The sequence below is a fragment of the Saccharicrinis fermentans DSM 9555 = JCM 21142 genome, assembly GCF_000517085.1.
GTDB lineage: Bacteria > Bacteroidota > Bacteroidia > Bacteroidales > Marinilabiliaceae > Saccharicrinis > Saccharicrinis fermentans.
Genome location: NZ_KI912107.1, coordinates 3,450,549 through 3,469,757 on the forward strand (window position 1 = coordinate 3,450,549; position 19,209 = coordinate 3,469,757).

Sequence of the window (19,209 nt, forward strand, 5' to 3'; positions counted from 1 at the left end):
ATAAGGCCCCGGAGTATTTCGGGGCTTTTTTATAATACTTCTGTCCACACAAAACAATGCTTTAAATTCACTTGTGGCTTCTCAGCGAACAAACCAAAAACAGCAGCTCCACTACCGGTCATGGAGGCATACATGGCCCCCTCGGCATACATCATTGCCTTCAGCTCTCCAATTGAAGGATACTTGGGAAAGACCGAAGATTCAAAATCGTTACCAATACCCCCCTTCCATTGATCAACAGGCAAGTTCAACTGATCTTTCAAATCCACTTCAGGATATCCTGGAGTAATTCCGCCATACGCCTCCGGAGTTGACACATGCACATTGGGCTTTACCAATAGCAAATGATATCCCTTTAAATCCATATCAAAAGGAGTCAACACATCGCCAATACCACTCGCCATACAGGGTCTATTATCAATAAAAAAAGCACAATCAGCCCCCAGACTAGCAGCATATTGATGCAGTTTATCCAAGCTGATACCCAACCCAAACATTTCATTCAGAGTCGTTAATGTAAATGCTGCATCCGCCGACCCGCCACCTAAACCGGCCCCAAAAGGAATCACCTTATGCAAGTGCATTTTTACCGGAGGAATGTTATAATCCTGTTTTAAAAGCATTAAAGCCTTCACACACAGATTATCCTCTGGTTTGGCATCCACCAAAATTCCACTATTACTCCAAACAAAATCGTCCTGACTATCCTCATTCTCAATAATCTCCAGTACATCCTTCAGTTGAATTGGAAAAAAAAGTGTTTCGATATTATGATAACCATCATCTCTTTTTTCGGTCACATATAAACCTATGTTAACTTTTGCGTTGGGAAAACAAATCATCGTATCTTCATTCTAAAATGCCACCAAAGATAACGAAAGAATCACATCGTAGATATGAAGTAGCTATAATATGAACCATTCAACAAAAAAAGCTATCCTATGCTCCTGGCACACTTTCATTTACAATAAATTTTAAAAGTATTTGACCAGCAGCATGGATGACTAGATTTTGTTGATTAACTTTGTCTCCCTTTTGAAAATACGATATAGAACATGGCAGAAAAGAGAAATTATTCGAACAAAAAAAAATCACCTAATATTGATTTAGAGGTAGGAAAGATGCCACCTCAGGCTCTGGAGCTTGAAGAGGCCGTATTGGGTGCCCTGATGTTAGAAAAGGATGCTTTCACCGCTGTTGGCGAGATACTCAAACCCGAATGTTTCTATAAAGACACACACCAAAAAATATATACCGCAATACAGAACCTTAACTCAAAGGATTTACCTGTAGATATGTTAACCGTAACGCAAGAATTAAGAAGCTTAGGGCTATTGGAAGAGGTAGGTGGCGCTTATTTCATCACTCAACTAACTGGTAGGGTTGCGTCGGCCGCTCACATAGAGTATCATGCCAGAATCATATGGCAAAAATATCTGCAACGTGAAGTAATTCGCATTAGCTCAGAGATACAAAGCAAGGCCTTTGACGAAGGATATGATGTAGACGATCTTTTGGACGAATCGGAAAGTGCGTTCTTTAAGCTCAGCCAGGGTAATATGAAAAAAGGGGTTACGCAAATTAACCCTGTTATAGACGAAGCCATTGAGATGATCAAGATAGCTTCACAACGAGAAGATGGACTCAGCGGGGTTCCTTCTGGTTTTCACGAATTAGATAAGATAACCTCCGGTTGGCAAAAAACCGACATGGTAGTTATTGCAGCCCGTCCTGCCATGGGTAAAACAGCCTTTGTATTATCCATGGCCCGTAATATGGCCTTGCAATTCAAACAAGGTGTGGCCGTATTTTCGCTCGAAATGGGTAACGTACAATTAGTCAATCGTTTAATAGTATCTGAAACAGAATTACCTGCCGAAAAAATTAAGAAAGGAAATTTGGTCAGCTACGAATGGGAGCAACTGGATCATAAGATACAAAATCTGATTGATGCCCCCATCTATGTGGATGACACACCTGGCCTATCTGTTTTTGAATTAAGAGCCAAATGTAGAAAACTTAAAAAAGAACACGACATACAGGTGGTGATCATCGATTATCTTCAGTTGATGAACGCCAATGGTATGAATCCCGGTTCCAGACAGGAAGAAGTAAGTATGATATCCCGTAACCTAAAGGGGCTTGCTAAGGAGTTAAACATTCCTATCATTGCCTTATCTCAGCTTAACCGGGGTGTTGAAGGACGTGCCGGAGCCGAAGGTAAACGCCCTCAACTATCGGACCTTAGGGAATCAGGAGCAATTGAACAGGATGCCGACATGGTATGTTTTATTCACAGGCCTGAATACTATGGAATTACTGAAGACGAACAAGGCAACAGTCTGATCGGAATGGGACAAATTATCATTGCCAAACACCGTAACGGTGCCACAGGTGATGTGAACTTACGATTTAGAGGCGAACTGGCCCGATTCGAGAACCCTGACACAGGAGTGTTTGGTGCCGATCTGGGTATGGATCAGGGTGGACAATCCATCACTTACGGTTCTAAGATGAATGAACCCACAGGTGGAGATAGCTTTAATCAAGCTCCGGCTGGCAATAATTTTGGCTTACCTCAATTCCCTGAAAGTCCGCACGATAAAGACATGCCCTTTTAAGCATATACACACGGAATGAATCATCTATTCATTCACCCTAAATTGTATTTTTCAGGAGAATACATGGCTACTTGACTATTCCTTTCAACATTGGAACAAAAGCAAAGTGGCCAAATTCCTCCTGGCTAAATGCAGTTTCTGATTCTCGTGTAATTCGAGTCATCACCTGCACTTCACCCCCTCCCAGTGGAATCACCATCATCCCACCTAAACTTAGCTGTGTCAGTAAATCTTCAGGTATTTGAGGAGCACCTGCTGTCACTATTATCCTATCAAACAGTCCAAACTGTGGCAAACCTTTATAACCATCTCCCAGAAAAAAACGAAGCTTATATCCCATCTTAGGAAGCAACTTACTACATTTAACATACAATTCTCTCTGGCGCTCTATTGTATAAACCTTCGCCCCCAGCTCACACAAAACAGCTGCCTGATATCCTGAGCCGGTGCCCACCTCAAGCACTTTTTGACCTGGCAAGACCTCCAACAGTTCCGATTGAAAAGCAACAGTGTAAGGTTGAGAAATAGTTTGTCCGGCACCAATAGGAAATGCCTTATCCTGATAAGCGAACTGTATAAAACTACTCTCAAAAAACATATGCCGAGGTACAGCCCCAATGGCACTTAACACTTTTCCATCCTGAATCCCCTTATTGGAAATCTCCTTCACCAACCTATTTCTTAAACCTTTATGCCTAAACGAATCCATATCTTACGTTATCTCAAATTCAAAAATAATGCTTCCTTCGGATTTAAAGGGTATACACCCTACTTTTAATTAAAAAATACACCCTTTTCTTATACTGAATCATACAATTTATCGTTATATTAGAACTATGTATGATGGCGGGATGATTAGGATCAAAAAAAAAACAACATCTTTTAAACGAATTGTTGAAAAAAAAATAATAGCATGGCACTTTCTGAGTGATTTATTGGTACTCGTTGTATGTCATATCTTATTTTTAAGCAAGTACAAGCTGCCCTACTACGACCTTTTTTCACCACTCGTACCACTCCGTGAACACCTGAGCATCCCCCTCGCCATCCTTATGATAGTGATCATATGGCTCTTTGCTTTTTATATTTCAGGCCACTATAACAATCCAGCCCGTAAATCAGGCTTACAAACAATTGGCCCCACTGCTGCTACTTGTTTTATGGTATCCATTTTACTACTCCTTATTGTAGAAAACTACGCTCCTGTGGAGCTAACAATTAAACCAATAAGTTTATCTTTTCATTATTTTTTCTTTGTTTTCATAAGTGTTTTTTCATTTCGAATGATTATCATTTGGCGATTACATTATCTCTTAAACAAAGGAAAGACAGCTTACAAAAAAGTATTAATTGGTAACAACCAACAAGCCCTCGAAACTCTAAAGAGACACCCCAACCCACATATATTGAAACACGAATATATCGGTTATATACCAGAGGATGAGAAATATGGATATAATATGACTGACTTCCTCCCATGCCTTGGCAAGCTCTCTAACATAGAAAAACTGGTGATGAAGAAAGATGTTGACGAAGCCACCGTATGCTTAAACCACTCACAGCCCCATACAATAAACCAAGTCATTAACATTTTAAAGCAAAAAGATATACTAATACGACTATCCACAAACCTGCACCCCATGCTGGATGGAACCATTAAAACACAAAATCTAGAAAGCTCCCCTTTCATCACTATCTCCAACCATAAGATGCCTGTTTGGCAAAATATGACAAAGAAAATACTGGATTTAGCTCTGGCTTGGGTAAGCCTTATCGTAACAACACCAATACTAATAGCCATTGCGGTGGCCATCAAAATAGATTCCAAAGGCCCCATTATTTATCGACAGGAGCGTATAGGAAAAAACAAAAAACCTTTTATCATTTATAAATTCCGATCCATGTACGTAAATGCAGAAGAAAATGGTCCTGCTTTATCATACCAGAATGATCCGCGAATTACAAAGGTAGGAAACGTCATCCGAAAATGGCGACTGGATGAGTTACCTCAACTTATCAACGTTATCATAGGCAACATGTCATTTGTTGGCCCCAGACCCGAAAGAGAATATTATGTAAATAAGATTCTTCGCAAAGCACCTTACTATGCCCTCTTATTAAAGATAAAACCTGGTATTACCTCATGGGGAATCGTAAAGTTTGGTTATGCCAGGAATGTCGATGAAATGATAAAAAGACTTAAGTACGACATCCTATACTTGGAGAACAGAACATTAGTTGTTGACCTTAAAATACTCTTGTATTCATTAAAGACACTTATAAAAGGAAAAGGAATATAACACCGAAAAAACTTCCACTTACACGCGCTCAACAACCCCAACACATCTTACGCGCAAACATTACTTACATCTGGGCAATGAAATCAGCTATTACTTGATCAATGTAGTACATGCCTGACAATGGTTTATAACTTTTACAAGCATGTCAGCAAACAAAAACAGCAGCTAATTGTATCTTTGGCATATGGCTACAACAACACTACATATCAAAAACATGGTTTGTAAACGCTGCATTAAGGTGGTAAGAGACGAGTTTACAAAATTAAATTTGAAGATTGAAGAAGTTGAGCTTGGCCAAGCCAAGGTCTTATCCCCAATCTCAAATGCCAAGATGACAGAGATTAAAAACGTATTGCAACAAAATGGCTTTGAGTTAATTGGCGATAAAAAAAGTCAACAAATTGCTAAGATAAAAACGATTATCATAGAGAAAATACACCATTCCGAAAAAGCATTTGATTCCATAAATAGCTCTGATTATATAGCTAAAGAAATGGGGCTTGACTATTCATACCTAAGCCATCTCTTTTCATCCGTTGAGGGTATAACCATTGAAAAATTCACCATCAACCAAAAAATAGAAAAAGTGAAGGAACTATTGGTTTACAATGAATTATCACTAAATGAAATTTCATATCAGTTAGGGTATAGTAGCGTACAGCACTTGTCTGCTCAATTTAAAAAGGTAACCGGATTAACCCCTTCTCATTTCAAAAGACTCAAGGACAACAAACGAAAGCCCCTTGACCAAGTATAATAAGCTCCATACAACAATAAAAAAAACAGGGAGCCACATCTAAAAACAAAAAAAATATAAAAATTTACCCAAATGGTATGATAAGCTTTACATACATACTTCTTTACTTTGAACATTATAAAACAATAGAATAGACCAATCATGGATATATTAGAATTTATAACAACTTTTTTAAATGATTTTGTAAAAATATTAGGAGAGATGTCTCCCTTTCTTTTGTTAGGATTCTTCTTCGCAGGCCTTCTCTATGCTTTTATTCCACAAAGAAAAATTGAAAAATATTTTAACGGCAAGCCATTTAAATCGTCGGTACTGGCCTCTTTATTCGGGGTACCCTTACCACTTTGTTCTTGCGGTGTTATTCCCACCGGAACCGCTTTTTATAAAAATGGAGCATCCAAAGGAGGCACTGTTTCGTTTCTCATTTCAACTCCACAAACAGGTGTTGATTCTATTCTGGCAACATTTTCATTAATGGGACTGCCCTTTGCCATCATTAGACCATTAGCTGCACTTGTAACTGGCATCACAGGAGGAATGATTACCAGTGCCATAACCAAAAATGAATACGACAGTAAAAGCTTTGAAGAACAAACTGAAGAAAAGAAATCTTTTCCACAAAAGCTGAAGGATACCTTTAGGTACGGCTTTGTGGAGTTTATCCAGGATATCTCTAAATGGTTGGTAATTGGCTTGGTATTAGCCGCTATCATATCGGCCCTCATTCCCAACGAATTCTTTGAACTATTAAACATGTCTCCTATCGTCCAAATGCTACTCATACTTGTGGTTTCTATTCCGCTTTATATCTGCGCAACAGGTTCAATTCCATTGGCGGCCATACTCATTCTCAAAGGTATGAGTCCAGGAGCCGCATTTGTGCTCTTAATGGCCGGTCCGGCCACCAACGCTGCAACCATAGCCATGATTGGAAAAGTACTTGGAAAAAAAAGTTTACTTACCTACTTGGGCGTCATAATTATTGGCGCATTAGGGTTTGGCTTAATAATAGATTATGCACTTCCATTAGCCTGGTTTACACAAATACCAAGCGAGCATCTAGCACACCACCACGGACAAAACATCAGTTGGTGGCAAATTAGCGCTGGTGTAATTCTGGTGACTCTAATCATTAATGGCTATATACAACAGCACTTAGCTCCCCAACAAAAAACAGATGAAACAACAAATAACAATACAATGGAAACAAAAATAATCAAAGTAGAAGGAATGACCTGCAACCATTGCAAAGCCAATGTAGAATCGAACCTTGAGAAGCTGGACTTTATTCAAAGTGCAAAAGTAAATCTAAAAGAAAGATCCGTCACCCTTCAAGGGGATAACATTGTACTAGAGAAGGTAAAAGAAACCGTAAATTCACTTGGCTACAAAGCTGTTTAAACCAAGATAGCCTGTTATAAAAGCCTTATAAGTATAGGCTATTGTAACAGGCTATCAGAAGATTTACAAAGCACTTGCTTCAAGTAATCACTTGACTATATCACAAAGACTTACCCACGCCCCACTTCACACAACCTATACACAGGTATAGCTCCTGTTTTTATCGGTAACGTGAATGCTACCACCATTAAAATCTTCACCTCCAACCCCATAAACAAGTTCTACTTAGGAAAACCTACTTTCACCTATTTATAGTTGCATTTATTGTTTCTACCCAAAGTTGATAACCCAATTTATTTAAATGTGTACCATCCGATGTAAGGTTAGGTTTTATTAAACCGTCATCTCCAACAAATACCTCGAATAAATCAATCAAATTATAATTTGAATCGGTTTTATGCATTCTGATCATGGTGTTTACTTTGGTTATATCCTCCATCAAATAATCTTTGGATGTTGGTAGAATGGTTTGCAAATAAATTTTTGTTTCCGGAGATCCTTTATGAATTACTTCTGTAATTTTAAGGATGTTATTTGCCACATATTCAGGAGATGGAATCTCTTTTTGAAAATATAAATTAAACAAATCGTTGATACCAATTAATATAAAAACCGTTCTTGGCTTATAATACGTTATTTCGTTTATTCGTTTTAAAACACCATCAGTTACATCACCTGCAATGCCACGGTTACGTACGTTTTTTACACCTAATTTCTCGCCCCAATCACCGCCTTGCTCTGTTATACTATTTCCAATAAATACTATATCTCCAAAATTTAAAGGTGAATTTTTAAATGTGGTAATTCGCTCTTTGTAATGATTCTTTGTCCAATCGCCATGATACTTAATGATTGTTGATCCAGGTGGATAAAGACGGTCAAGTTCACTTACCTCAGCATATGAACTTTGAAAATGAACCGCCATGCTTTGACCAGGAAGTAAGGCTACAACATCTCCATTTTTATTTTTTACCCAAACCGTAATATCTTTTGATGGATTAAAAACGGAATCATTAGCGTACGATAACTCCTCAATGGCAGTTAAATAATCAACCAGTTCAACCGTTTGAGCATACCATATATCTTCCTTATTCCCTAACATATTGCATATAGAATCAGCTAGCTCCCAATTTTTATGGAATTCATAACTATGCCCCCAAATATTTAACAATTGCATTTGAGTAGCCTCATCATTGACAAAATAAGAACCATAGTTTAGTGCATCAAAAATATGGCATGTGGGATTAAGTGTTAGAAAATTAGATGTGGGTATTTCAAAATTATATGTGGCATCAACTGTTCGAGCATATTTAAGGCCTAACTCTTCCAAAATACTCACCGTTTGATGATTGTATGCTCCAAAAGGATATGCCAGGCCTTGAACTGGTCTATAATACTCATTGTCAATTAAGGCATTCATCCTTTTAAGATCAGAGGACACCTCAAATTTAATGATTGAATCGTTTGGGTTGTTTAAGCCGATATGGTGCACAGTGTGTCCTGAGATTTCATGACCACGATATAAGGAACTTACTTCAGATTCTGTAACGAAATGCACATCGTACCCCAATTCAGAACTTAACCATTCGGCCTTTTTACCCAATCTGCCTGAATTAAGATGAAAGGTTCCAACAATGTTTGCTTTATTCAGCTTTTCTAACAATACCCGATCGTGTTCCGGACCATCATCAAAACTCATTACCAAGCATTTCAGTTTGCCATTGGGGAAAGTAAAGTTATTAGTATTTATCTGTCTATTTTTATTAAAGCTCCGTTCTAAAATGACGTCTGTTGTCAGATTATAAGCATGGCTTTGTGCAATTAAATCAAGACATATCAACAATAAAACTGAAAGCAAACTACTTAACTTTAAAAGTAAATTCATAAAAACTACTTTAATATAAACTCAAAAGGTATATGCAAACGTTTAGCCCAATCTGTTTCCTTATGGGCATGTCCAACAAATTCTTTGCTCATCCAATTATCTGAGGTAAACCCCTTCTTTCTCATTACACTATCAACCATCAGTTGATATGGTTTATAAAGCGCATCCAACGTTTCCGTACCATAATCAAAATAGATTTTGTGATTTTCCGGTGACGGTAAATTCGCTTCCATATACCTTTTAAAAGCTGTTGGAATTTCGATATTACTTTCAAAAGAACCAGGCCAATGCGTTGAGAGACAAGCTGCAGCTCCGAACACATCCGGGTATTCGCAAATAGCATACATAGAAATTAAACCGCCCATACTTGATCCGGCCACAAAAGTATTTTCTTTGGCACGGTTTGTACTATAAACCGAATCGATATAAGGCTTTAACTCCTGAACAATGAACTTGAGATAATGATCCGATTCAGGTTCTTGTTTCAATAGTTCCTGACTTAGACTATCTTTTATTTCAGGCTCCAATAAATCAAAAGCTTTACGTGGAAAATACTCTATGGTTCTTAGTTCTGCAATATTATAAATACCAACAATAATCGTTTCTTTAATCCTTTTGGCATCCATCATTTTTTGCATGGTTTCTCCGGCATTCCAGCTTTGTCCATTCCAGGTAGCTGTACTATCATATAACATTTGCCCATCGTGCATATAAAGTACATTGTATTTCTTATCCTCTGAATAGTTTTGAGGCAACCATATATCTATATTACGAGCAGGAATATACTGCGATTTAAATGCTTCTACATGCTCAATTCTAGAAGAAGCTTCTTTTTTTGAGCTACACATAGTAAATATGAATACTGATAATATTATGTAATAATTTCTCATTGTGATAAAAATAAATAAAACATTTCCATAAATGTCGGCTGCCGCTGGCTTCCTATTAACAATATGCACTTTAACAAGTACATGACACCAATGGACTTAAACGATTAGGAAATGCACTTTAATCCTCCAATATCAAGTACAGGACAAATTGAATATAAGCTAATAGCATCCCCACACCGGAATGCTATTAACATGCGCAAAATTACTTTTTAACTACTTTAAAAACTTTGTATCCATTATCATCTCCAATTAGATGGACTAAATAAATTCCGTTGCTATATGAAGACAGGTGGACACTTTCTTCATTTCCTACAACTAATTTATCATAAAGCACTTGTCCTGATATGGAGGTAATTTTGACTCTTTTAAGCGGATTATCTCCAGAAAAAATCTTTAAATCATCGCTAACCGGATTAGGAGCGATCCAAGCATTGTTAAAATAAGTAGGATCTCCAATACCTACATGAGGAACAAAACCGTTCAGTTTTTTTGCGTAAACAAAGCAAATTCGCCCGGCTCCAAGGTATAGGTCATGCCAGTATTGCTTACATTTATACTGTCACCATCAAAATGATTGTACCAATAACCTGTTGTACTGAACTTTGGCAAGACTGTTTTCTCGGTTAAATCAAAGTTTCCCACCAGTCGAATATCTGAACCGCTCAAGTTAAGTTCAATCAATTTAGTTGAAGCACCCACCTCCATGTTGAAGTTTTCGGTAGCAAATACTGGTTCATCTTTTTTCAGCTGAATCATCTCCCGGTAAATATCAAACAGTGATTTTCGTTGATCTACCTCCAGGTAATCCCACTTCACTGGTTTTTTAGCAGTACGACAATCATCACTAATGGATCCATCACTACAGCTATTGATACTGTAGTCATAGCCCAGCTCTCCAAATTGCCAGATCATCTTTGGACCAGGGATAGCTAATAAAAAGACAGCAGCAGCCTTTGTTCGTTCCAAGCCAGTTGCCAAATTAGTGACATCATAAGTTACTGAACTTGCCCCATAAGTATTATTTTTATACATAATACGTTCCTCATCATGGCTTTCCATATAATTAACAATATGTGGCTTCGTCCATCCTCTTTCGAGATAAGAGGCCCAGGAAAAATCTGACTTATCGTTTTCGTTAAATCCCATGGTCGCTTCATTAAAACTGTAATTATGGTTACCCCAAAGCAAAATACCATATTCAGCCAACTCTTTTTCTTCGGAGTTATCACTTAAATGCTCAAAGGATACAATGGCATCCTCCTTCACGCCCCAGATAGCATCTGCCATACGTTTTAATATCGTGATTCGACTTTCATCATAAGCACTGGCCCAATCGCCCACTGGATATTCAGTGTTCGTAAATCCTTTGGTAAAATCGAACCTAAAACCATCTATCTTATATTCTTCCAACCAAAAGGCGTTGATAGAATCTACCAGCTGCTGGGTATGAACACTCTCATGATTAAAGTCGTAGCCCCATTGAGCTGCCGGCTCCAACATATTATGTTCGCGATTATACCATGGATTATTGTCTGCCGGCTTGCCATCCTCAAGATACATCCTCGCAAAAGGAGACTGGCCAAAAGAGTGATTGAGCACCATGTCCATTAAGACAGCTATCCCATTTTGATGACAGACATCCACAAATTCCTTGTAATCATTGGCTGTACCATAAGCCTTATCAGGCGCAAAATAAAACGATGGGTTATAGCCCCAGCTATCATTCCCTTCAAACTCATTGAAGGGCATCAGTTCAATGGCAGTAACACCTAAACGTTTCAAATATTGGATAGAATCAGTGACTGTTTTAATGTCTCCGTTATCTGTAAAATCACGAATCAGCAATTCGTATATCACAAGCCGAGATGGATCTGGGACATCAAAATCATCAATTTGCCATTCATAACTTTGATCTGCCGTTGTAAACACACTAACAATCTCTTCCGTTTTTCCTTCAGGATAATCTTTCAACTCAGGATACACCCGATCCAAAATGTATTGATCGTTCCAAGGATCCAACACTTTATTGGTATAAGGATCAGCCACTTTAAGACCATTCTCAAACCAAAACTGATAAGCATACTCGGCATCACTATTCAAGCCATTCACCGTCAACCAAAAGTAATCACCATCTTTTTTCATCAGTGCATCGTTGGAAGGCTCCCAATTATTAAAATCGCCCATCAGATAAACAAAAGCCTTATCAGGAGCAAACAACAAAACGGTAACAGTATGATCATCTATCACATTAACACCACGCCGCAAGCCCGAAGGCATGCTTTCATTCACCACATCTCCCCTTACAAAAAACTTAACATCAGTATCTACCATCTCTCCATCCTTGGTAGCGACTGCCTTAACTTCATATTTATCAAGAGTCACATTTGAAATAGTATATGTGATTGATTGACTTGTGGTACTAAGCACCGAAACTTCATTAACAAACAGTTCAAGATGATCACTCAGCAAGGCATCTACTTTTATTTCAACATCAGCACCCTGCTCAAAGACACTATTATTAACAGGAGAAGAAACAGAAACGCTCAATACCTCCTCTGACACATCCACAAAAATATCTTTGTTGCCGGTATCCTTACCTTCTTTTAAGTTATCAGCACTTCTAAACACAAAAGCCATTTGTTCAATCACCTCTCCTTCAGGCACTCCGTAATATTCACGAATACTGGGCGAAATACTTAGTGTGTAGGTATTAGTAGTAATTCTTGTCAATTTATATTTTTCATCATTATCGCCCCAAGTGGAGGCATATTTCCAATCGGATCCACTACTACTCTTATCGGTAATAACACCTGTGTGCGCATATACCTCACCCGTATAATCTTCTAAACCTCCGCTTCCCTCATCTGCATAAAAAGTAATGGTAACCTCATCGCTTTCTAGAGGAATCGTAGGATCAGATGTAACGACCTGCGCCCTGACGAACAAGGTACTCCAAGCCATCAATAAAAACATGAACCAATTTTTCATTTCTTAAAATTTTAACATTAAAAATGTATTCAACAAGGCTATCATCCCAGACTATATCCAATAATTCTTGTCTCAGTTATCCATTACTTTTAAGCCATAACCAGAAAAACGCTCCATCATCACTTTATCTCCCTCTAGTCTCGCACCTGTTAGAGCATCTATATATTTCTTATCGGGCGACAATTCAAAATCCACTTCTTCATCTCCGGCATTTAATATAACCAAAAACCTCTCTTCACCCAGACTTCTGGTATAGGCTAACAAAGGGCCTTCGGCTTTCACAAACGCTATTTTTCCATCCACCAAAACGGGATTTTCTTTACGTAAGCGAATCATCTGTTGATAATAACGATACAAATCCTCATCAAAGCCCACCGCATCATATTCAGGCTCCTTATTCAACACACTATTTCTATTTTCATCATCAAAGGAATACTCTGGCCACCAGAGCGGTTTACGACAATCAGGATCATCCGCACCCCACATGCCCATTTCGTCGCCATTCCATATTTGAGGAGCACCTACACTGGTAAATTGATGTAACAAATATAGTTTTACACGCTGATAAGTTTCTGCGTTTGGCTTCCCAGTTAGGTAATTTTCATCATCGTTGGGTTTGGCTTTGTATTTGTACATACCCGGGTTGGCAAACGAAGTTAACAACCTTGGTGAATCATGCGTTGCAGAAACGTTCATCATGGCTTTTGCTGTAGCATCCGCTATTCTTCCCCATTGATAATTTAAACTATCTACGAGTTGAGCTGCATCAATCTGCAAATTAGATTTTGCAAAAAAGTACCGTGCCGGACGATACACCTGATAATGCATGACGGCATCAAACACATCGCCGCTCACATAAGGAACAGGATCCATCAGTTTATTCGGCCATTCCTGCCACCATATCTCTCCCACCAAATAAGCATCCGGTTTAATAGATTTCACATACTTACGATAGTCGCGCCAAAAACCCATGGGTATATGATCTGCCACATCCAGTCGATAACCATCCAGTCCTTTACTCACATCACCATTGGGAGCCAACCAACGCTTGGTGACATCAAAAACGTGCTGTTTTACACCTGGATGTAAATCGCCTTCGTAAGGAAAACCTGCTTTGTGTTCGCCATGGGTATGAACCTTTTTAAAGGCAGGCAGACTTTTAATATTCAACCATCCTTCATATTCAAATTCATTTTCAGGCGTATTGGGATCATCAAAAGATTGAATGATATACCAATCTTTATACTTAGATTTCTCTTGATTTTTTACGATATCTCTCCATGCCCAAAATTCAACGCCAGTATGATTCCACGAATAATCGAGCACCACTCGAATAGCCCTTTGGTGACATGCTTCAATAATCTTCAAAAACATCTGATCGGCCGCAGTCCATTTCCAGGTGGAAGGATCGTTGGGGTCTTCAGATGCAATGATCTCCATATCCCCTTCAGGGTCCGGGCCAAATGTTACATCAATATGATGATAATTCCGTGCATCATATTTATGAAGAGAAGGTGCATCATTTAAGGGATTAAAATAAATAGCAGTAATGCCCAGTTCCTGTAAATAATCTAATTTATCAAGAACCCCCTGCAGATCACCACCATACCTACGCATCTGCAGATTACCATAAAAATCCAGTCCAGTTTCTTTGGCCCAATCATCTTCTTTATACCAGTCACCGGTCCATTCAGTTAACTTCCAATCTTCTGGTGTGTCCTTAAAATTAGAAGCTGCGTACATCGTTTTCGGAGTAGGGTCATTAGACTTATCGCCATTATAAAACCGCTCCACAAATATTTGATACCAGATAACATCCTTGGCCCAAGAAGGAGGAGCTGCTAATTCGTTTGGTTGGTTTGTGGTTGATGGATGTTGGCAAGCGCTAAAAAAAAAGAGGACAAATAAGAATAGGTTAATGTACTTCATAACGATGGAAATTAAAAAAAGCCGCCACGAATGGCGACTCTAGCATTTATTTTTTATACAGTTATTCAAACAATCCAGTCTCAGTACTAAAGTTAAGTTTAACTTTTTGCCCTGTTAAAATAGGAGCAGCAGCCTGATCATTACCAGTACCTCTATACTCAATTCCTCCAGTATAAACATTAAACTCGGCCTGCCACCAATCAACCACATTTCCATCTCCATTAGTTAATGTAGTAGCTGTTACATACATTCTTGCATTATCATCTGCAACGGCAGCAGGAGAAACAAGAACTTTTGCATCAGTTGCATCAGGAGTAAATAAGAACTCCCCTCCATTCCAATTTCCAAAAGCAGAACCCTGTGCATAAATAACTGGATCTGTAATTTGAATAGTATTAGTCAGTAAGTTCACAACAATCATTTTATACCCTTCCTCTCCGGATGGTATATTATCACCACCTTTATTCCAAACACCATTTTCTCCTGACGCATCACCAACTTTACCAAACTCAGTTCCATTCCATGCTTTGGCTGAATTAAACTTTAATTCAGAGTTGGCATCAAACCATGCAATTTTCCAGAAAAGATGCGGATTACTATGTACCGGTATCATTTCTATAACAGCAGGGTCATCCCAACTCCAAGAAGGATTACCAGTAAAGCTACCATTAATATACATTGCTGCAGGATAAGTTGCAAAAACAACATCAGATCCATACGCTACACCTTCACTGTTAATAGCATATGCTCTTGCATAATAAGTAGTATTCATATCCAGTTCGGATAACTCTACAGTAAATTCACCATCTCCAGCTTCACTTGCATTAACTACAATATCATCAACAGTTGGGTTTTCAGAAGTACTATAACATACGCCCCTTTCGGTAACGTCAGCACCTCCATTATAAGTTACATTATTTCCAGCAATTATTGCAGATGTTGCAGCTCCTGTAGCTTCACCGGTAACAACCGTTGCTATACCAATGGCCGTTTTAAACGAAATTTCAGATGTATAAACAGTACCAACTCCATTAATAGCATAAGCACGTGCATAATAGGTAGTATTTGCAACTAACCCTGATAACGAAGCTGTAAACTCGCCCATTCCAGAACCGCCATCGACTTTAGAGTCATCAACTGTTGGGTTTGATGCTGTTGAATATACTACCCCTTTTTCTGTCACTTCATCTTTTCCATCATACGGAACATTTGCATCAATATCAGCGCTTATGTCCGTAACATTTGTTGCAACATCTGCAATTGTTACAGTAGCTACATGAGCCAATGTAGTAAATTTATCATCATCCCCATAAATAACTGTCCCATCTTCTGTTTCCACATATGCACGATAGTGATATGTTGTTAAATGCTCAAGGCCATCAACTGTAACCCAGTATACCGCATTTTCAACTTTGTCAGCAACTTTTTTATTGTCGGATATAGTAGGATTTTCATTCGTACCCCAAACTACTCCATACTCAGTAAATCCATTTTCTTCCGCAACCACATATCCACTCAATTCAACAGAGGTGGATGTAATTCCATCATTTTTCCAGGTTACCATTTCGGCATCCAGAGTTTTTAGGTCATCTTTTTCACATCCTACCAAAACAAGTATCAGCGAAACCAAAAACAGACCTGTAACTTTAAGAAATATATTTTTCATTTACGTAAAATCTAAAATTTATAACTGATTTAAATTTGCCACGACAGAGCGTGGCATAAATAAAATAACCCTATTATGGATTACTTGAAACAATAGAACACTTACTGTCTCCATCTAAATCAATCCACAGTTTAATATCATAAGTTCCAGCATCCATAAGAATATCTTGCGAGTCGCCAGCATTTACCAAACTTATATTAGTAAAATCTAATTCCACAGAATTGTCTACAACTCCAAAGTTAAAGTCGTTACTCCAGTCTTCATTATGTCTAAACTTCATTCCTCCATTAGGTAATACAACAGCATTGAGATACCAATATTTGCCATCAATATCATAATCCATCACTAAATCGGGAGCAGACCAATCATTAACAACACCAACAATACCAACCAAATATCTAAGGTTTTCGAAAGTTAAATCAACTGTATGAGCCGATATTTTATACCATCCAGCATCTTCCACTGCAATTGCTGCACCATCTTTGGCTAAACTTGATCCATTGACACCATAAGTAATATTGTTATCTGGATCTAACAAGGTAAAAGAGTCGCCTGCCTCTAACTTCACAAACCCTTCATAAAATCCATCACTTGCCAGCGTAACAATTTTTTGAGGTGTTCCCGTTGCTCCAGCAACAATGACATCCAATCGTAATAACCCAAATACAGTCACATCGGTTGTCACTGTTTGTGAGCTATACTCTAAAGAACTGACTCCCATACCCGCATCTGTCTCAAGTTCACAACGGATCCTAAAATCAGCAGATGATGTAACATCTTCTTTAAACCCATCTAAAAGTATTGCATTTAATTCACTCACAGTCAACACTATTTGACTACAAGTAGTCCCTTTATAGACTTGAATAACATTTTGAAAGCCATCGCCTTCAGGGCAAGCTTCTAAAAAGTAATTAACCGAAGCATTAAAGCCTGCATCAACTGGCGAACAAACAAATGTCACCTCATTATCGCCATTGGCTCTTAATAACTCTAAATCTGGCATTGTGAGTATTTCTGGTGCAATTACTGTTTTGCGAATAATTGGTTCATCACCATCTTTTTCACAACTGGTTGTTAATGTTAACAAGCCAAGCAGAGCAAATAATATTATATAGTAGTTTTTCATTTTTCTAACTTTTAATGATTAATACCCATCATTTTGTTTGATATTCTGATTAGCTGAGATTTCATCACCAGGAATAGGATAAAGATCTCTATGACTACTAGTGCTTGTTCCATCAAATGTTCCACCTTTCCAAGCCCATAGGTAATCGTCGCCAGTAAACTTACCAAAACGAATCAGGTCTGTACGTCTTTGTCCTTCATAGTAAAATTCACGCGCACGCTCATTTAAAATAAAGTCAGCAGTAACATCTGCAGCAGTAATATCTCCTGAGTTATCACCGTAAGCACGTCTTCTTACCACATTAATATCATCAGCAGCATCGCTCATATTTCCATTTCTGAATGCAGCTTCCGCTCTCATCATATAAGCATCAGCCAAACGGAAGATAGGAAAATCGGTACAAGCATATGTTGGATTATAGTTATCAGCTTCAGAACCATCTAGGTTTGTAGCTGTAAATTTGTAAACCCCTACTCCAAAATCACCACTTGAACTGACTGAAGGTATGTCTAAAGAACGCTTCTGACGTAGATAAATTCTCGTATCAGGATTCTGAGCGAAAATAGTATCGTCAGCAGGTACATTTACATTTCCATAAGTAGCCAACGTATCTACAAGGATATTCATCAATTGTTTTCTGGCACGATTACCGTTCCAGTTTGTATTTGATGTTAATCCATGATAATATTCTGCAGGAATATAGGTAGCGTCACTTGATGATTGAATAATAAAGGTAGTACCTCCATTACCTTGCGTGTTTACACCATCTTCTGCAAAAGCAAAAATCATTTCATTGTTTCCATGATGACGATCGTTATCTGCAGCGAAGTTTTTTCTGTAGTTACTTGCCAATGAATAAGCAGGATCAGCAATTACCTTATCGGTATAGAACTTAACACTATCCCATTTAGCTGTGCCAGTATATACCTCAGCATTCAGGTAAACTTTTGATAATAACATCCAGCAAGTACCTTTGTCAGCTTGTGGGTAAGAATACCCCGGGTCTCCTAAATCAGATTCAATAGCTTTTAATTCATCTACCACATATCTAAACAAGTCGGCACGTTGAATTTGCTCTGGATAATATTTACCTACTCTATCAGCTTCGGTTGTAAACGGAGGGTTTCCGAATAAATCCATATGCCAAGAGTACGCTAAAGCTCTTAAAAAGCGAGCTTCTGCACGATATCTAATAACATCAGGATCAGAAGTACCTGCTGTTGTATTCAAAAAATCGTTACAATACGTAATACTTAAACTTAAACGCTGGTATACTGCAGTCAAAAACGGGTTTTGAGGTGTCCAAGTTTGTGTGTTCAAATCAGCAATACCTACATCTCCCCATGCACAAATACCTTCGTCGGTAGTAATCGTTTGTAGGTTCCAATATGCCCTTGCCAAAGTAAAGAAACCATCATCACTTGAGGAAATATCTGCATCATGTCCTTCTCCTTGCCCTGCAATAATAAAACTGGCATATAATTTACCTAAAGCTCTTTCTATATTTTCAGGATCGTCACCCAAGTTACCCGATAAAACTGTATTCGGGTCAATTGGTTTCACATCTAAATCATCTACACAAGCAGTAAACATTAGTGCAGAGATTAGAATTCCAAATATTATATTTAATTTCATTTTCTTCATCT

At 38.2% G+C, this 19,209-nt stretch carries 14 protein-coding genes; 4 read left to right on the forward strand and 10 right to left on the reverse strand.

What is annotated here, in order from left to right; genetic code table 11:
- Positions 1–29: 29 nt before the first annotated feature.
- Positions 30–842 (reverse strand): 4-(cytidine 5'-diphospho)-2-C-methyl-D-erythritol kinase, encoded by an 813-nt coding sequence (gene ispE / locus CYTFE_RS0114060; RefSeq protein WP_027472306.1) that lies wholly within the window; start codon positions 840–842, stop codon positions 30–32.
- Between the two features lie 213 nt (positions 843–1,055).
- Between ispE and dnaB the strand changes: the two genes are divergently transcribed.
- Complete coding sequence (gene dnaB / locus CYTFE_RS0114065) at positions 1,056–2,621, forward strand: replicative DNA helicase (protein WP_027472307.1); 1,566 nt, start codon at positions 1,056–1,058, stop codon at positions 2,619–2,621.
- Between the two features lie 67 nt (positions 2,622–2,688).
- Here the strand turns inward: dnaB and CYTFE_RS0114070 are convergent, their stop codons facing one another.
- Positions 2,689–3,330, reverse strand: a complete 642-nt coding sequence (locus CYTFE_RS0114070; protein WP_027472308.1) for a protein-L-isoaspartate(D-aspartate) O-methyltransferase — start codon at positions 3,328–3,330, stop codon at positions 2,689–2,691.
- 142 nt (positions 3,331–3,472) lie between these two features.
- Between CYTFE_RS0114070 and CYTFE_RS28810 the strand changes: the two genes are divergently transcribed.
- The 3 genes from CYTFE_RS28810 (at position 3,473) to CYTFE_RS0114085 (ending at position 7,079) form a co-directional block, all read left to right on the forward strand.
- Entirely contained in the window at positions 3,473–4,921 is a 1,449-nt protein-coding gene (locus CYTFE_RS28810; protein WP_161636234.1) for a sugar transferase, read from the forward strand.
- A 184-nt stretch (positions 4,922–5,105) separates the two neighbouring features.
- The gene (locus CYTFE_RS0114080; RefSeq protein ID WP_044262816.1) at positions 5,106–5,678 is read left to right on the forward strand and encodes a helix-turn-helix domain-containing protein; all 573 of its coding nucleotides are present in this window, start codon (positions 5,106–5,108) and stop codon (positions 5,676–5,678) included.
- 141 nt (positions 5,679–5,819) lie between these two features.
- Positions 5,820–7,079 carry a permease gene (locus CYTFE_RS0114085; protein WP_044212347.1) on the forward strand — a complete coding sequence of 420 codons (1,260 nt, stop codon included), beginning with the start codon at positions 5,820–5,822 and terminating at the stop codon, positions 7,077–7,079.
- A 241-nt stretch (positions 7,080–7,320) separates the two neighbouring features.
- Here the strand turns inward: CYTFE_RS0114085 and CYTFE_RS29525 are convergent, their stop codons facing one another.
- From CYTFE_RS29525 to CYTFE_RS0114125, 8 genes are all read right to left on the reverse strand, one after another.
- Positions 7,321–8,964, reverse strand: coding sequence for a GDSL-type esterase/lipase family protein (locus CYTFE_RS29525; protein WP_081735998.1), 1,644 nt, complete (start codon positions 8,962–8,964; stop codon positions 7,321–7,323).
- A 5-nt stretch (positions 8,965–8,969) separates the two neighbouring features.
- Positions 8,970–9,812, reverse strand: a complete 843-nt coding sequence (locus CYTFE_RS0114100) for an alpha/beta hydrolase (RefSeq protein WP_152541704.1) — start codon at positions 9,810–9,812, stop codon at positions 8,970–8,972.
- A gap of 244 nt (positions 9,813–10,056) precedes the next feature.
- On the reverse strand, positions 10,057–10,362 hold the full coding sequence (locus CYTFE_RS31665; protein ID WP_316929585.1) for a T9SS type A sorting domain-containing protein: 306 nt from the start codon (positions 10,360–10,362) through the stop codon (positions 10,057–10,059).
- Entirely contained in the window at positions 10,335–12,842 is a 2,508-nt protein-coding gene (locus tag CYTFE_RS26585) for an alpha-amylase family glycosyl hydrolase (protein ID WP_052343202.1), read from the reverse strand. Before CYTFE_RS26585 ends, CYTFE_RS31665 begins: the two co-directional genes overlap by 28 nt.
- A 72-nt stretch (positions 12,843–12,914) precedes the next feature.
- Positions 12,915–14,771, reverse strand: a complete 1,857-nt coding sequence (locus CYTFE_RS26590; protein WP_044262819.1) for a glycoside hydrolase family 13 protein — start codon at positions 14,769–14,771, stop codon at positions 12,915–12,917.
- A 61-nt stretch (positions 14,772–14,832) separates the two neighbouring features.
- Entirely contained in the window at positions 14,833–16,437 is a 1,605-nt protein-coding gene (locus CYTFE_RS0114115; RefSeq protein WP_027472314.1) for a SusF/SusE family outer membrane protein, read from the reverse strand.
- A 73-nt stretch (positions 16,438–16,510) separates the two neighbouring features.
- Positions 16,511–17,563, reverse strand: a complete 1,053-nt coding sequence (locus tag CYTFE_RS0114120; protein ID WP_027472315.1) for a SusE domain-containing protein — start codon at positions 17,561–17,563, stop codon at positions 16,511–16,513.
- Positions 17,564–17,581: 18 nt separating this feature from the next.
- Positions 17,582–19,207, reverse strand: coding sequence for a RagB/SusD family nutrient uptake outer membrane protein (locus tag CYTFE_RS0114125; RefSeq protein ID WP_027472316.1), 1,626 nt, complete (start codon positions 19,205–19,207; stop codon positions 17,582–17,584).
- Between the last annotated feature and the right edge of the window lie 2 nt (positions 19,208–19,209).

Excerpts from the sequence above, each read along its gene's own strand:
- ispE (WP_027472306.1), bottom strand. The coding sequence starts at position 842 with ATGATTTGTTTTCCCAACGCAAAAGTTAACATAGGTTTATATGTGACC.
- dnaB (WP_027472307.1), top strand. The coding sequence starts at position 1,056 with ATGGCAGAAAAGAGAAATTATTCGAACAAAAAAAAATCACCTAATATT.
- CYTFE_RS0114070 (WP_027472308.1), bottom strand. The coding sequence starts at position 3,330 with ATGGATTCGTTTAGGCATAAAGGTTTAAGAAATAGGTTGGTGAAGGAG.
- CYTFE_RS28810 (WP_161636234.1), top strand. The coding sequence starts at position 3,473 with ATGATTAGGATCAAAAAAAAAACAACATCTTTTAAACGAATTGTTGAA.
- CYTFE_RS0114080 (WP_044262816.1), top strand. The coding sequence starts at position 5,106 with ATGGCTACAACAACACTACATATCAAAAACATGGTTTGTAAACGCTGC.
- CYTFE_RS0114085 (WP_044212347.1), top strand. The coding sequence starts at position 5,820 with ATGGATATATTAGAATTTATAACAACTTTTTTAAATGATTTTGTAAAA.
- CYTFE_RS29525 (WP_081735998.1), bottom strand. The coding sequence starts at position 8,964 with ATGAATTTACTTTTAAAGTTAAGTAGTTTGCTTTCAGTTTTATTGTTG.
- CYTFE_RS0114100 (WP_152541704.1), bottom strand. The coding sequence starts at position 9,812 with ATGTGTAGCTCAAAAAAAGAAGCTTCTTCTAGAATTGAGCATGTAGAA.
- CYTFE_RS26585 (WP_052343202.1), bottom strand. The coding sequence starts at position 12,842 with ATGAAAAATTGGTTCATGTTTTTATTGATGGCTTGGAGTACCTTGTTC.
- CYTFE_RS26590 (WP_044262819.1), bottom strand. The coding sequence starts at position 14,771 with ATGAAGTACATTAACCTATTCTTATTTGTCCTCTTTTTTTTTAGCGCT.
- CYTFE_RS0114115 (WP_027472314.1), bottom strand. The coding sequence starts at position 16,437 with ATGAAAAATATATTTCTTAAAGTTACAGGTCTGTTTTTGGTTTCGCTG.
- CYTFE_RS0114120 (WP_027472315.1), bottom strand. The coding sequence starts at position 17,563 with ATGAAAAACTACTATATAATATTATTTGCTCTGCTTGGCTTGTTAACA.
- CYTFE_RS0114125 (WP_027472316.1), bottom strand. The coding sequence starts at position 19,207 with ATGAAGAAAATGAAATTAAATATAATATTTGGAATTCTAATCTCTGCA.